The sequence below is a fragment of the Hornefia butyriciproducens genome, from assembly GCF_009695915.1.
Taxonomy (GTDB): Bacteria; Bacillota; Clostridia; order Peptostreptococcales; family Anaerovoracaceae; genus Aminicella; species Aminicella butyriciproducens.
This window is the reverse complement of record NZ_VUMZ01000004.1, coordinates 33,481-49,567: the sequence shown is the minus strand read 5'-3', so window position 1 is coordinate 49,567 and position 16,087 is coordinate 33,481. Positions and strand designations below refer to the sequence as shown.

General features: G+C 49.4%; 10 protein-coding genes. 8 read left to right on the top strand and 2 right to left on the bottom strand.

What is annotated here, in order from left to right; translation table 11 throughout:
- Positions 1–72: 72 nt before the first annotated feature.
- Positions 73–3,045, bottom strand: coding sequence for a bifunctional glycosyltransferase/CDP-glycerol:glycerophosphate glycerophosphotransferase (locus FYJ64_RS05275; RefSeq protein WP_154574164.1), 2,973 nt, complete (start codon positions 3,043–3,045; stop codon positions 73–75).
- Positions 3,046–3,588: 543 nt separating this feature from the next.
- Here FYJ64_RS05275 and rny point away from each other — a divergent pair.
- The 8 genes from rny to FYJ64_RS05235 all read left to right on the top strand — a co-directional run bounded on the left by rny (position 3,589) and on the right by FYJ64_RS05235 (position 15,496).
- Positions 3,589–5,133 (top strand): ribonuclease Y, encoded by a 1,545-nt coding sequence (rny, locus tag FYJ64_RS05270; protein WP_154574163.1) that lies wholly within the window; start codon positions 3,589–3,591, stop codon positions 5,131–5,133.
- A 68-nt stretch (positions 5,134–5,201) separates the two neighbouring features.
- A complete protein-coding gene (locus FYJ64_RS05265; RefSeq protein ID WP_154574162.1) occupies positions 5,202–6,332 on the top strand; it encodes a cysteine desulfurase family protein in 1,131 nt (376 codons plus the stop codon).
- Complete coding sequence (gene thiI, locus FYJ64_RS05260) at positions 6,333–7,517, top strand: tRNA uracil 4-sulfurtransferase ThiI (RefSeq protein ID WP_154574161.1); 1,185 nt, start codon at positions 6,333–6,335, stop codon at positions 7,515–7,517.
- A 230-nt stretch (positions 7,518–7,747) separates the two neighbouring features.
- Positions 7,748–8,893 (top strand): acyl-CoA dehydrogenase, encoded by a 1,146-nt coding sequence (locus FYJ64_RS05255; RefSeq protein ID WP_075712428.1) that lies wholly within the window; start codon positions 7,748–7,750, stop codon positions 8,891–8,893.
- 19 nt (positions 8,894–8,912) lie between these two features.
- Positions 8,913–9,707 carry an electron transfer flavoprotein subunit beta/FixA family protein gene (locus FYJ64_RS05250; protein WP_075712427.1) on the top strand — a complete coding sequence of 265 codons (795 nt, stop codon included), beginning with the start codon at positions 8,913–8,915 and terminating at the stop codon, positions 9,705–9,707.
- A gap of 15 nt (positions 9,708–9,722) precedes the next feature.
- Complete coding sequence (locus tag FYJ64_RS05245; RefSeq protein WP_154574160.1) at positions 9,723–11,030, top strand: FAD-binding protein; 1,308 nt, start codon at positions 9,723–9,725, stop codon at positions 11,028–11,030.
- Positions 11,031–11,280: 250 nt separating this feature from the next.
- Positions 11,281–13,926, top strand: coding sequence for a bifunctional glycosyltransferase/CDP-glycerol:glycerophosphate glycerophosphotransferase (locus FYJ64_RS05240; protein ID WP_154574159.1), 2,646 nt, complete (start codon positions 11,281–11,283; stop codon positions 13,924–13,926).
- 67 nt (positions 13,927–13,993) lie between these two features.
- Positions 13,994–15,496, top strand: a complete 1,503-nt coding sequence (locus tag FYJ64_RS05235; protein WP_235897130.1) for a polysaccharide deacetylase family protein — start codon at positions 13,994–13,996, stop codon at positions 15,494–15,496.
- A 7-nt stretch (positions 15,497–15,503) separates the two neighbouring features.
- Here the strand turns inward: FYJ64_RS05235 and FYJ64_RS05230 are convergent, their stop codons facing one another.
- Positions 15,504–16,076: a Maf family protein gene (locus tag FYJ64_RS05230; protein ID WP_154574157.1), complete on the bottom strand. Its 573-nt coding sequence runs from the start codon at positions 16,074–16,076 to the stop codon at positions 15,504–15,506.
- Positions 16,077–16,087 lie beyond the last annotated feature (11 nt).

Below are 16,087 nucleotides of genomic sequence, written 5' to 3'. Positions count from 1 at the left end.
AAACGTTTGTTTCGTAACAGACGCTTCCGGGTCCTTCTGAAGATGCATCGAGTTCTTTATAATACACCGTGTTTAATTTGTGTCTCCTACGACAGACGGAATTTTTAAACTAACGGGTTGCTTGTTCAGTCCCGCCTCTTTCAGAATACGTTCTGTCGAATGACCGTCACAAGATGCCATAAATTTTTCTCTGAAACGGATGACCTTTTCTTTGTCAAAACGTTCATCGAGGTGAACGATATAATCTATGATTTCTTCTGTACTGAACAGAACCGGTCCGGGAGCCATATCAAAGTAATCATAATAAAATCCGCGCCAATCAAAATATGTATCTAAATCGTACGCAAATAGAATCATTGGTTTCTCGAAAAGGGAATACTCGAAGATCAATGAGGAATAGTCGGATATGCAGATATCTGCAGTGCAAATCAGATCTTCTATGTCTGCTGTACGGGTAACATCAAATACAAAAGAATTTTTGTATTGCGTTGGGATTTCAGGCAATTTCTTCACCAATGGATGATGTTTGATGAGAAGTATATATTCTTCCGAAAGTGACTGGAACAACTGTTCAAAATCCAAACGGCTCGGTCCTGTGGCGCGTGCTACTCTTCCGCGAAAAGTTGGAGCATAAAGTATTACTTTTTTACTGCGCGCGGTTGGGACTAAGTTATATATTCGCTCTCTAGCCTTGTTGATATACGTTTTATCGAAAAAAACATCGGTTCGGCTGATTCCTGTAGCTTTAACTTTGTTTTGACCCTCTAGTTGCATTGCTTCTTCATACGCCCAGATAACTTCAGGACTGCTGACTGTGACAAGGTCATAGATTTGGTGTGGGGGATACATATCTTGCTGTTTTTTGTCCCCGCCAAAAATTTTATCAACTGTGCTATAGCCGAATTTTTTAAATGCACCGCATCCATGCCACAATTGAACAACGCATGTTTCTGGGCGAAACTTTATGCGGCTTATTTCAACGTTAGCCTCATCCATGAATATCGCTTTTGCTGTTGCAATATCCGCAATCAGAGACATAGTTGTCTTGAATTTGTCTCGGAACCGAAGAGACAAACGGAGCAGACACTGCACATGAACATCATATCCTTCTTTTTGTAGGACATCAGCCATATGTTGCGTTGCGGAAGTGAGTTTTTTTTGTGTGCTGACAATTATTACGACTTTACTTTTGTCAATTGGTTTTCTCGACATGCGTTTATACTGCAGGGGATACAAATATTTTACCGTTAGGGCTTTATACCATTTGCGCATATTACGCTCGCGCATATGGAGGAATTTTTGTTTTATTGTTGTAATTCGGGTATTCTCCTTTTCAATGCGTTGGATCCTTTTTAACTCTTGCCGATTTTTGTATTTATATCCTATTCTGACGCGGAATCCCTTAGTGTTCCGCAAAATATCTTTGTCAGTTAATGTAGTAAAAAAGTGGGTTGTTGTTGTTTTTATATATTTCGCATTTCTATATAGTCTGTTTATGTCATGGACGTAATTATCGCTAAATAAAATTATTCTGCTCCGTAGAACTTTTACATTGAAAATCTTATTTCCGCTTAACCAGTCCAGTTGATTATAAGCGGAGCGCAATCTGACGATGTTCAGATCGTTTACATAAACCGTATTCTGTGTGATAAGAGGGTGAAAAGTTTCATTATTGATATTCATATGTAATACCGGTGCGGAAATGAAGGTATAATTTCCTATTTCTAGCATCATCTGTCTAATTGTGTGTTCAGATGGAATTACGTCTTCTTCTACAAATAAGGCGTGCGGTGCGTTAAACATCTGGAGCGCATTCCGATGGAAGGATTCGGAAAATATTTCATGTGTGATATAATGAAAATTAGGACACTCTTTCAGAGCATCGGGAACAAAGGCCTTCAGAGTACTGTCTAGGTATATTTCAAAGGCCGGGAAAGATTGGTTGTAAAAACTCTGCAATATGTCTGAAACTCGAGCCTTGTTTACATTGTCCGTAATCAGGATTGAAAGAAGAGGTTGTTTACAAAGTTCTTCTTTAGACATCATGCCGTTTTGGAGACGCAGATCCGGATGCTCGTCAATGATTGATTTCCACGCTGTCGGAAATAAATTTAATTTATATTTATCCAAAAGTGTTTTGAGTTTCTGGAGAACAGGTTCTGTCAACTTCCAGATATACCGGTAGTATTCGTTCAGAAGTGTCAGCGAAATAAAGTTTCTATAAAGATCTGACCGGTAACGTTCATGCATGTTTCGCCTTTCTATCCGAAGCATCTGGGAATAATCTGAGGAACTCAGGCGCTCTTCCTCTGCGGCGATTGACTTGTCAGCAATTTCAGCAATTTCTCTGAAATTTTTCTCGGCATTATTTAGAGAATTCAAATCGTAAATTTGATCTGTTGAGAATTTATGCCAAAATGGTTTCTTGTTTTGTATATACACTACTTTGGGACATCCTGTGATTCTTTTGCAACCGTGGATGAAGCTGAAAACAAAAACTGCATCAGCCCCATTTTTTGTAGAATTAAATTGCAGCCCATGGTCTTCGATAACGGATCTTTTGAACAATTTATTCTCTAATATAAGGTTTTGGTTCAGAATAAAATCAAATTTATCGATATCCTTTTTTTCGGCAAGTTCCCTGGATGCTTCAGGGATGAACACTTCTTCCATGTAATGTATTTCCTGCATACCGATGACGAGATCTGCCATCCTCGTCCGTGCACGATGGTACATGGTGGATAAAGCGTTTTCTGGAATATAATCGCCTGCAGAACAGAATAAAACATATTCACCGGCAGCGACATTGAGACCGACGTTTTGTGCGCAGCCAACACTGTTGTTATCTTTAGAAACGCATTTAATGCGTTCATCTTTGTGACGGTAAGAATCGACGGTTTTTATGGTGTTGGCGGAAGAATTGTCGCTAATCACTATTATTTCAAAATCAGTGAAGGCTTGTAAGATAATAGAGTCTAACGTTTGAATTACTGAATTGTCAGTAGCATAAGATGTGGAGACAATAATGGAAATTTTTGGTAGCATGGTAAATATCCCTCCTGAGATATTAATTAAATAGTATCGTTAACGCAGAAAGTGTCAGACAGACGGCGTACTCCATGCATCGCAGAGTCATTACATATTTAGTCCGACACACAGTTTTATAGTGCATATTTATTAATGAGAATATATTGTATATCGTATTTAAGAGACAGCCTTTTTGACCATATGCCAGTATTGTACAGCCTTTCGGATGAAATTACAAGGACTTAAATGGCTCAATGCAATGTTTTGATATTATTATCTATTTTCCGAAAATTGCTTGAGGTAAGAATTGAAAATCGGGTAGATCATCGGTATTGTATGAGAATTTGAAGGGTAAAAGAACTTTTGAGATCTGTTATAATCTCTGCATTTGTCGAGAAATGCAGCATATTCACCGAGAAATGCACTCCGATACACTTGACATTGCGTCAGATAAACAATTATAATATAAAAGATATTGAATATATCACCGTGCAATATAAGTAATGCAGATTTTCTATAGATGAAAACTGAATAAATTCTGACAGAAAAGGAGGTGCTTTAATGTCTCCAGTTGTTTTAGCTGTTATCGTTGGAATTGTAGCAATTGCCTTGGGCATATTGATTGGATATATACTCAGAAAAAACGTTGCAGAAAAGACGATCGGAAGTGCTGAGCAGAAGGCCAGAAACCTGATACTCGACGCAGAGAACCGGTCTGAGACGATAAAGAAGGAAGTTACATTAGAAGCCAAAGAAGAAGCGCACAAAATGAGGAGCGACGTGGAGAAGGAGGTTCGCGAGAGGCGGGCCGAGATCCAGCGCGCGGAAAGAAGAGTGGTCCAGAAGGAAGAAAATGTGGACCGCAAACTCGAGGGAATCGAGAAGAAAGAAGAACGCATTACACAGCACGAGAAGGATATCGCACGGAAAAGAGAGGAAATCAGTAAGGTCTTTGACCGTAAGATCGCAGAACTTGAGAAGATCTCAGGTTACACAGCGGAAGAGGCCAAGGCGCTGTTGCTGGAAGGTATTGAGAAGGACTGCCGGCATGAAGCGTCACAGATGATTAAAGACATTGAGACAAAAGCAAAAGAAGAAGCGGATCGAAATGCAAAAGAAATCATCTGTGGAGCGATTCAGCGCTGCGCTGCCGACCATGTGGCAGAGACGACCCTTTCGGTTGTGAATCTGCCAAACGATGATATGAAGGGCAGAATTATCGGACGTGAGGGACGTAATATCCGGGCAATTGAAACTCTGACCGGAGTGGATCTGATCATTGACGACACGCCGGAGGCTGTGATTGTATCAGGTTTTGACCCGGTACGCAGAGAGGTCGCCAGACTGGCGCTGGAGAAACTGATTGTAGACGGGCGCATCCATCCGGCGAAAATCGAGGAGATGGTAGAGAAGGCCCGGAAGGAAGTGAATCAGACGATCAAGGCAGAAGGAGAGCAGGCTACGTTCGAAGTCGGCATCCACAATCTGCATCCGGAACTGGTTAAACTTCTGGGACGCCTGCATTTCAGAACTTCCTACGGTCAAAACGTTCTGAAGCATTCTATCGAGGTCAGTCATCTGGCCGGGCTGATGGCAGGAGAACTGGGACTAGACGTGAAGCTCGCCAAGCGGGCCGGATTACTGCACGATATCGGAAAAGCGCTGGATCATGAATACGAGGGAACTCATGTGGACATCGGAATTCAGATCCTGAGGAAATATAAAGAATCGGAGGCTGTGATCAACGGAATGGCGGCACATCACGGCGATTATGAGCCGAAGAGTATGGAAGCTGTGCTGATTGCAGCTGCGGATGCGCTTTCTGCTGCGAGACCGGGTGCTCGCCGGGAAACTCTGGACGTTTACATCAAACGGCTTGAGAAACTGGAGGAAATCGCCAATACGACGCCGGGCGTGGATAAGTCCTATGCGATTCAGGCCGGCCGCGAGATTCGCATCATCGCGAAGCCCGAGGAGGTCAAGGATGATGAGATCGCACTGCTGGCGAGAGATATTTCCAAGCGGATCGAATCCGAACTGGAATATCCCGGACAGATTAAGGTCAACGTCGTGCGGGAGACCCGCGCGATTGAGTATGCGAAGTAACGACACAGAGAAAAGACGCGAAGGGCCTGCACCGCTGGTGCCGGCTCTTCCTTTGTTAAGAGGTGGATATGATTTATCTGGATAACAGTTCGACAACGAGGCAGGCGGACGAGGTTACAGCGTTGATGAGCGAGGTCGCCCGCGAGGATTTCGGAAATCCGTCCTCCTTGCACCGGCTGGGGCTCTCGGCGCAGAACCGCGTAACCTTGGCGCGGAAGCAGGTGGCTAAGGCCCTGGGGGCAACTCCGGAGGAGATCTGCTTCAACTCCTGCGGTACAGAAGGTGACAGCACAGTAATTTCCGGCGTTGCGGAAAGCCGCAGGCACCGGGGGAACAAAATCATCACCAGCGCGGTGGAGCATCCGGCGGTGCTAGAGGCGTGCGCGCGCCTGGAGCATAAAGGCTTCGAGGTGGTTCGTATTCCTGTGGATGGAGAATGCCGGATTGATATGGAGCGGTATGAAGCGGAACTGGATGAGAGGACTGTTCTGGTTTCCGTGATGACAGTCAATAACGAAACCGGAGCGGTTATGCCTGTCCGCCGGATGGCGGAGGCAGCCCATGCGAAGAAGATTTTGTTCCATACAGACGCTGTACAGGCGCTGGGGAAAATCCCTCTCGCAGGGATCGGCGCAGACTTCATTACTGTCAGCGGTCACAAAATTCACGGGCCTAAGGGAACCGGCGCACTGTATATCAGAAAGGGGACGCATCTTCCGCCGCTGCTGCCGGGAGGCGGCCAGGAAAAAAACATGAGATCCGGCACGGAGAACGTGCCCGGAATCGCTGGTCTCGGCGAGGCGTGCCGGCTGTTGGAGCGGGAATCCACAGAAAAGATGGCCGCGGCAAGAATGTATCTTCTGGAGGGAATCCGTGAACAGATTCCGGACATCCGGGTGAATTCTCCGAAGGACGGGGCTGCATCGGTGCTGAACATCAGTTTTCTCGGAACCCGAGGGGAGGTGCTTCTTCATACACTGGAAGAGGATGAAATCTATGTGTCGACCGGGTCGGCGTGTTCTTCCAACAAAAAAGGCAGGAGTCATGTGCTGAGCGCTATGGGGCTTTCTCCGAAGGAAATCGAGGGCGCGATTCGATTCAGCTTCAGTCGTTACAACACCGTAGAAGAGATGGACGTGGTGCTCGGCCGCCTCACAGCGGCTGTGAACCGGTTCAGAAGATTGGGGAGTTTTCGGTAAATGAACGAGAAAAATATTTTTATCGTCCGGTGCGGCGAGGTCGCACTGAAGGGAATGAACAAACCGTATTTTGAGAAAACACTGGCGGAACGGATCCGCAGGAATCTGAAGGATTACGATGGCGTGGAGGTTAAACGGCACGAAGGACTGATCTTTGTACGCAGCCCTAAAGAACTGAATTCGGAGGAAATCATTCGGCAGGTGTCCAGAGTGTTCGGCGTGTCCTCAATCAGCCCTGCGGTGGAAGCTCCCAGCGATCTGGACGCTATCGGCGAAACGGCGGTGGAATTCATGAAGCAGCAGATCAGGGAGAGGGGAATCCGAACCTTCAAGGTAGAGGCGAAACGGGCGGACAAGACGTTTCCGGTCAAGTCGCCTGAAATTGCCCGGATTATCGGCGCAAGCGTTCTGATCGGCTGTAAAGTGCTGAAGGTGGACGTCCATGAGCCGGACTGCAAGCTGTTCGTTGATCTCCGCAGAGATCGGACATATCTCTACGATGAAAAAATCCAGGGCTTCGGAGGACTTCCGCTGGGCACTAACGGGAAAGGTCTGGTTCTGCTGTCGGGCGGTATTGATTCCCCTGTGGCAGCATGGATGATGGCCAAGCGGGGGATGGTAATCGAGGCGCTGCATTTTCACAGTTATCCTTATACAAGTCCGCGGGCACAGCAGAAGGTGGAGGAACTGGCCGGCATAGTGGCGTCCTACTGCGGCCGGATGAAAATTCATGTGATTAATCTGCTGCCGATTCAGGAGCAGATAGTACAGAACTGCCCGGAAGAGGAGACCACTATTCTGGTGCGTCGTTTTATGATGCGAATAGGGGAGAGAATCGCCCGACGCAGCGGATGTATGATGCTGATTACAGGAGAAAATCTGGGCCAGGTGGCCAGTCAGACGGCGGAAGCTCTGGTGGTGACTGACGCCTGCGTGCAGATGCCGGTGATGCGTCCTCTGATCGCCATGGACAAGGTGGACATCATGGACAAGGCGATGGAGATCGGAACCTACGAAAAATCCATTGAGCCTTACGAGGACTGCTGTACGGTGTTCCTGCCCAAGCATCCTACCACAAAGCCCAGACTGGCGCAGATTGAAGCGTCGGAGGCGCTTCTGGACGTAGAAGGTCTGGTGGACGCTGCGGTGAAGTCTGAGGAGATTGTCCGTATCGATGTGGGATGATTTGACGGGTGATTCGTTTGCGCATCATCGGAAATCTGAAGATTCATGCCCTTCAAAATGGCAAAAATCACTTGCAAAAAGTATACATTCGTGGTTAACTATAGATGGTGCATTTGTGCGTCCGCAGAATTTTCGCATTTTTTTTGCGTGCGTTCATCTGACTAAAGTTAAACGGTTAAAAACCTCCCTGTGGGATAGGGGCCGTTATTATAATTTAAGGAGGCATTTACATGAACTTTCAACTGACGAAGGAACAGGAATTCGTAAGGAAAATGGTAAGAGAGTTTGCCACTAACGAAGTTGAACCATTGGCGGCTGACATCGACAAAGAGCACAGATTCCCTGAGGAAACTGTCGCTAAGATGGCGAAGTACGGCATGATGGGCATTCCGTTCCCTACTGAGTATGGCGGAGCAGGCGGAGATGAAGTATCCTATGCGATTACTGTTGAGGAGCTCTCCAGAGTATGTGCGTCGACGGGCGTTATCGTATCTGCGCATACATCCCTGTGCTGCTGGCCGATCTACGCATATGGTACAGAAGAGCAGAAGCAGAAGTATCTGCCGGATCTTCTTTCCGGAAGAAAGATCGGTGCATTCGGTCTGACTGAGCCAAACGCAGGAACCGACGCTGCCGGACAGCAGACGAGAGCTGTCCTGGACGGAGATGAGTGGGTTCTCGACGGAGCCAAGGTATTCATCACCAACGGCGGATATGCCAGCACATTTGTTGTTATGGCGATGACAGACAAGAAGAAGGGAACACACGGCGGAATCAGTTCCTTCATCGTAGAGAAGGGTGACCCGGGCTTCTCCATCGGAAAGACCGAGGACAAGATGGGTATCCACGCTTCCTCCACCACAGAGCTTATTTTCCAGAACTGCAGAATCCCGAAGGACAGACTGCTGGGCGAGGTCGGCGACGGCTTCAAGATCGCTCTGTCCACACTGGACGGCGGCCGTATCGGAATCGCTTCCCAGGCCCTGGGAATCGCGCAGGGTGCGTTCGATGTAACCGTAGATTACATGAAGGCGAGAAAGCAGTTCGGCAAGAAGCTGTCTCAGATGGAGGCGCTCCAGTTTGAGATGGCGGATCTGAAAACCAGAATCGAGGCAGCGAGACTGCTGGTTTACAAAGCCGCGTTCCTCGAGGATCAGCATGCGAAGTACGGCGAGGCTGCTGCCATGGCGAAGCTGTTTGCTGCTGAGACCGCAATGAAGGTAACAACAAAGTGTGTACAGTTCCACGGCGGATATGGATACACTGCAGACTATCCGGTTGAAAGAATGATGAGAGACGCCAAGATCACCGAGATCTATGAGGGTACCTCTGAGGTTCAGAAGATCGTAATTGCTGCTAACACTTTCGGAAAATAAAAAGTAGGAGGAAATAGAAATGGCATTCAAGATTATCGTATGCGCAAAACAGGTACCGGATACGAACGTTATCAAGATTAACCCTAAGACTGGTACTCTGATCAGAGAAGGCGTGCCGAGCATTCTGAACAATGACGATGCGAACGCGCTGGAAGAAGCTTTGAAGATCAAGGACAAGTATCCTGATACTCATATCACAGTAATCACCATGGGACCTCCTCAGGCGAACGATCTGCTGTTCGAGTGCATCGCAATGGGCGCTGACGAAGGCATCCTGGTATCCGACAGAGCGGTCGGCGGTTCCGACACCTGGGCGACTTCCAACACTCTGGAAGCGGCAGTCAGAAAGGTTGGAGATTTCGACCTTCTGTGGGCAGGACGTCAGGCAATCGACGGAGACACTGCGCAGGTCGGACCGCAGCTGGCTGAGAAACTCGGTCTGCCGCAGGTTACCTATGTTGAGGATTTCGAGATCGATGACGATCTGAAGAACATCACGGTCAAGAGACAGCTGGAAGACGGATATGAAGTGATCAAGCTGCAGACTCCCTGCATGCTGACTGCGATTAAAGAGCTGAACGAGCCAAGATACATGTCGATGTCCGGAATCTTCGGCGAGAAGAAGATGACTACATGGAACGCAAAGGATATCGAGGTTGACCTGAACACAGTAGGTCTGGAGGCTTCTCCGACAAACGTATTCAGATCCTTCACACCTGCTCCTAAGGGCAAGGGCGTGATTCTGGAAGGCGATACCGAGAAGGAAATCGCTGACGAACTGCTGGTAAATCTCAAGGAAAAGCAAGTCATCTAATGAGGAGGAGTAACAATGGCTATTGAAATTATAAAAGAAAAATGTACCGGTTGCGGACTTTGCTTCAAAGCCTGCCCATATGACGCCTTCGAGTTTGAGCCTTATGATGGAAATAAGCTCGGCAGAGTCTGCAAAGTGAATGACAAGTGCAATTTCTGTAACCAGTGTCTGACATCCTGCAAATTCGGCGCGATTAAGGAAGTTCAGGTTGGCGGAGCAGTTGACCTTTCCGCTTACAAGCACATCTGGGTTTACGCTGAGCAGAGAGACGGCAAACTGATGAATGTTGCTCTTGAGCTCATCGGCGAGGGCTACAGACTGGCGAAGGAAATCAGTGAGGACACGCAGGTATGCGCAGTTCTGGTCGGAAACAACATCGACCATCTGGCTTCCGAGTGCTTCGAGTATGGCGCTGACAAGGTCTACATGATCCAGGATCCGCTTCTGGAGCACTACACCACAGATGCTTACACCAAGGTTATCACCGATGCTATCGACGAATACAAGCCGGAAATCGTTCTGTACGGTGCGACTCATATCGGACGCGACCTGGCTCCGAGAATCGCCGCGAGATGCAACACCGGTCTGACCGCAGACTGCACCAGACTGGACGTCAAGGTTTCCAGCTACATCGACTTCGCCAAGAAGAAGACCACTCTGGACACCTCCACTCTGGACCCGAATGATCCTTCCACAGGAATCAAGCAGACACGTCCTGCTTTCGGCGGAAACCTGATGGCCACCATCATCTGCCCGAAGACAAGACCGCAGATGTCCACAGTACGCCCCGGCGTAATGCAGAAGAGAGAAAAGGTAGAGGGAGCGACCGGCGAGATCATCAACGTCAAGCCGGAGATCTCCGAGTCCGATATCCATGTTCAGATTGTCGATGTTGTTAAATCCGCTAAGGAAATGGTTTCCCTGACGGATGCTGACATCATCTGCTCCGGCGGACGTGGTCTGGGCGATGCTTCCGGATTTGAACTGATCAAGAAGTTCGCTGATAAAGTCGGCGGAGTTGTCGGTTCTTCCCGTGCGGCAGTCGATGCAGGATGGATCGATCACTCTCATCAGGTTGGACAGACCGGTACCACCGTTAAGCCGAAAATCTATTTCGCCTGCGGAATCTCCGGTGCTATCCAGCACCTGGCCGGAATGCAGACCTCCGACATCATCGTCGCGATCAACAAAGATCCGGATGCTCCGATCTTCGAGGTTGCGGACTATGGTATCGTAGGTGACCTGTATAAGGTTATTCCGGAAATTATCGCAGAGTGGGATAAGGCAGAGGACCTCCACGACGCAGCGACCAAGAAGAACTGATAAAGTTCGTTAAATGCTTACCGATCCCCGGCTTGCCGGGGATTTTCTATTGGGCGAATCGAAAAAATATGGTATACTGAAAAAGTAGTTGGGTGTCTGATTATTAAGCCTCTGACGGGCTTAACAGGGACTGCGGGCAGTGCTTTGCTGACAGCATTGCTGAACACGTTTATTCATTTTTTTTATAAGGGGAAACAGTAGGATGAACCCGTGAAGTTGAGGTTTCACAAAATACAGAAGGAGTGGGATTTTGGACATTTCAGTAATTTTGCCAACATATAACAACGGGAAGTATATAGAACGCGCGGTGAATTCGGTGATCAATCAGGAAGTTGAGGAATTGGAACTGATTGTAATTAACGATGGGTCTACCGACAATTCCGCAGAAATTCTTGAGGATCTGGCGGGGAAGCATTCCTGCATCCGGGTCATCACCCAGGAAAACCGCGGTGTATCCGCAGCGCGAAACGCGGGACTGGATGCTGCTTCCGGGGAGTTCGTGGCCTTTCTGGACGGAGACGATACCTTTCGTCCTGATGCGATTGAGGAAATGCTTTTCCTCGCCGGGCAGTGGGAAGCGGATCTCGTGGTGGGAGAGTTTCGCAGAATTCAGAGCTTCGGTGAAAGCATCCTGAAAAACAGCAGACTGCTTTCACAAAAGGTGATAATACAGAGAGATGACGTGGGGTTCATAAACAGTTTCAGTGTCTGCAATAAAATGTTCCGGCGGAGTATAATTGAAGAGCACCGACTCCGTTTTCCTATAATCCGACATGCGGAGGATGGCGTATTCCTGCATTCTTTTCTGGATGTCTGCGGGAAAATCATCGGATGCCCCAGAGTCGTGTACGAATATCACAAAGCACTGCCCTTTGAGGCGAAAAGCGCTTTGAGCAGGCTGGACGCGCTTATGTTTGACGATCTGATTGTGGCTGTGGAGGAGATCCAAAAACTGGTGAAGGAGAGAAGAACGGAATCTATGCAGAGAACGCTTAATGCAAGGATATTCCGTACATCCATTGTGAATGAGTATTACAGGCATCTTTGGATTCTGGAGAAAGAGACTCTTTCAAAGGTTATGACGACAGCGGAGCAGTACCGTGAAAAGCTGACGGAAGAAGACCTGGCCGCGCTGGGACCGGCGATGACAGATTTGGAATCTGAGGAGAGGCTGAAAACGAAAGAGGAAATTCTGGAGGATCCGTATCTGAGTGTGGCGGTCGCCGCAGGGCTGGAGGAAAAGGAACTTTCCCGATTCCTTGACACTTTGTACTATCAGGACTGCCCGAATTTCGAGGTTTGGCTGGACGGTTGCTATCGTCAGAGCGTTCCGGAGGAATATACGAAAAAGGAGAATCTGTATATCTCCGAACAGGATAATTGCGGGTTAAGAGAACTGGCTTCGCAGACGAAGGGTCGCTGCCTGCAGATTATCGACGGGAGCGCCATATATAACGAGAATACGGTGAGGCTGATGCTGCGGAACCTGCAGAAGCTTGATGTTGACTTCATCTCCGTTCTTCCTTTGGGATACCGGGAGGGAACGACAGAACGCATCGACCGTCTGAATAGCTGTTTTACAAAGAAAGGACGCAGAAATGCGGAGAAAAATCCGAAGGTGATGGCGCGACACAATGAAATCGACTGCCGCCTGTTCAACAAGCTTTTCCGAAGAAACGCCCTTATGGATGTTCTGAAGGAACTGGATGAAACCGCCGGCCCGGAGCAGGTCTGTGGAACCGCCTTCGGGAAGCTGACATACCGGCGCGTCGCTAATGTGCGCATTGGCCTTCAGTCCGGATATGAACCGAAGAAACCCAAGGCACCGGCGGAACCGGAGGGATTGAAGCCTTTCGGGACGGAGGAGGACGGAGAGAAGGATCGGAACGGGCTTCCTCTGGGAAATTCCTACCGTATCGCCCGGAAGCTGCGGAGAGTACAGGCAGATAAAACTTTGTTCCTCGGTGTGGTTGCTCATGAGCCGGGAGGGAACCTGAGACCTCTGGCAGACGCCCTGAACGACCGCGGAGGTGATGTTCTGCAGGATGCGGCCGCGGCGGAGCTGGAACAGAGCGAACAGATCAACGTCGCTTACGCCGCAGATTATGCGACTGCCGGGACGCTGATTGCGGAGGACGACGATGTGGCAACGGACGGACTGGAGCTCAGAAAAAACCAGGAGCTGATCCGTCTCTGGCATACGAGAGGAGGGGATCTGGTTGAGCATTCGCCGTTGGTCTGCCCGCAGACGCAGGAGTACGGGATTCCGGAAACGGACAGGTTCTTCGACAGGGAAGCCGCCCTGGCGGCCAGGAAGCGCCTGGAGCGCCGTTATCCCCGTCTGTGGGGGCGGAAACTGGCGCTGTTCGCACCGGCCTTCCACCAGGGACTCTCTGTTCAGACCGGATATGATTTTGAATATTTTAATCCCGGGCGCGTCAGTGACGCTCTTGGGGAGGATTTTGTGCTGGCGCTCTGCTGGCACCCCCGGACAAAGAGCTTTCTGGAGGATGAGACGGAGTTTCGCGATAGGGAAACGGTGGAATCCTTTGATCTCAACCTGTCTCGGGAGACGGATCTCAACGGGCTGCTGCTGGCCGCAGACATTCTAATTACAGATTATACTGACCTGGGGTTCGCGTACAGTCTCCTGGATCGGCCGATGATACATTACTGGTTCGACGCTAACGACTATCTTCTGCGGAAAAAGCCCGGCCGCAGGCTGACCGAATATGCGTGGGGACAGCAGGTCTTTTCAGAGGAGGAGCTGATTGACGCTTTAAAGAATCCGCGGATTGACCCGGATGACAGGGAGGCGTTTCGTAACAGATTTATGAAGAAATGCGACGGGCATTCAGCGGAGCGTATTGTGAACCGTATCGCCGCTAAATGGTGATTGCGAAAATACAGTGCGGAAGGAAGAGAGATTATTTCGCCGGCAGAGAGGCGGCGTATTGAAGATAATGAGAACAGAGGAGCATATAGGAGAGAAGATCAGAACAAGAGTCGGAAAGAAAGTTGCGTCCGTGGCTCTGGCGGCACTGATGATTCCCGGACTCTTTTCGGTGGTCTGGGCGGAAGATACTGACCCGGCGGTTTTATATACGGCAGTCGCTGCATCAGAGAAGAGCAGTGATACGGTCCGGAAGGAAATTTCCCAGCTGTCGATCCGCGAGTTCCGGGGAGGAGCAGCAAAGAAAAAGGAGATCGTTCTGAAGTGGAAGAGAAACACTGAGGCGGATGCGTACTCTATTCAGCGGTACAGCAAGCGCACCGGACTATATCGGGAAATCGCAGTGCTTACTGCGAAATCCGGAACCTTGACATGTCGTTATGTGGACCGCGGAGTGAAAAAGGGACGGTATTATCGCTACCGGATCCGGGCTCGGAAAAACGTGGACGGAAACGCGCTGTACGGACAAACCTCCCGAAGCATCGGTGTATATCTGGCGCCTGACGGATCAAAGAAGAATAATGTAAGCCGTTTAACGACGAAAAAAAAGAGTTACCGCCTGGTGACAGGAGCGACGGTGAAACCTGTTGTTACGCTGAAAACGGGACGTGTCGGACAGAAGCCGCATAAAATGACAAAGAGCTGGTATTCAAGTGACGAAAGCATTGCCGCGGTCTCCGCGAAAGGCAGGATACGCGCGAAGGATCAGGGCGAATGCTATATTTACTGTATCGCTCACAACGGGAAGCGTGCGAAAATTCATGTCATGGTCGGAGTGGATCCGAAGCAGAAAATCCGAACTGTGCCGATCCTCACGTTCCATCGAATCGTGCCGGATAAGATAAAGAAACGTTATTATGCGGATAACCAGTGGGTGGCGGCTCTGTCAGATTTCAGAAAACAGATCCGTTATCTGCACGACAACGGATTCAAAACCATTTCCGCAGATCAGTTCCGGAAGTGGTACCGCGGAGACATTGAGCTTCCTCAGAACAGTGTGATGCTGACCATGGACGACGGGTTCTATGAGGGATATTATCTCGTCTATCCGGTGATCCGCGAATACAAAATGAAAATGACGTCCTTTCTGGTCGGCACCAGAACGCAGGAGACAACAGAGCCTTACGACGGCTCGGCCAAAGAGCGATTCATCGGATGGGACAAGGTTCGTGAAGTCCGGGAGGAATATCCGCAGTTTGAATTCCAGGCTCACTCATGGGATCTGCATCATTATGAGAACGGAAAAGGCGCCGTTTATAGCAGAAGCTACGATGAACTGACGGAGGATCTGAAAAAATGCACAGACGCAGGATATGACTACATCGCATATCCCTACGGCTTCGCACCGGAAAACTACCTGCAGGCGGCCAGACACAGCGAAATGAAAATGGCGTTCGGCTTCGACCGGCACGTGTACGCCCGCAGGAGCGATGATCCCTATAACATCCGCAGGCTGAAGGTCAACGGGTTTATGACCATGAAAAAATTCCGGAAGCTGGTCCGGAATTACTGATCTTCGGTCAGAGGAGCGCGAGTTCCTGCAGCATACGCCGGCAGGGAAGTCCTACCACATTTTCGAAGTCGCCGTCAATGTGATCGATATATTTCCCGAAGGCTCCCTGAATGGCGTAGCCTCCGGCTTTGTCATATGGCTCTTGCGTACGGATGTATGCTTCGACAGCCGTATCACTGATGTCGCGGACGAATACCTTTGTACCCTCACAAAAGCATCTCCGGCGCGGTTCCCCCGCGATCAGGAGCGTCACGCCGGTGTACACGTGATGCACTGCGCCGCGAAGCTCCGTAATCATTTCCCGCGCCTCACCGATATCGGCGGGCTTTCCGAGAATGCGCCCGGTGCAGACGACCGTATCGGCGGCGATGATCCGTCTGCCGGCAAACTCAGGATAACGGGACTCCACCCAGAGAGCTTTTTTCAGGGACAGATACATAACGGCGTCCGGTCCGTCCGTGTCCGGCGGCAGCGTCTCATCGACCTCCGCGGGGACCGTCCGGAAGCGCAGGCCGTGATCCCTCATCAGCTCGGACCTTCTGGGAGATGCGGATGCGAGGATATATTCTGAAGCTGTCATGATGAAACCTC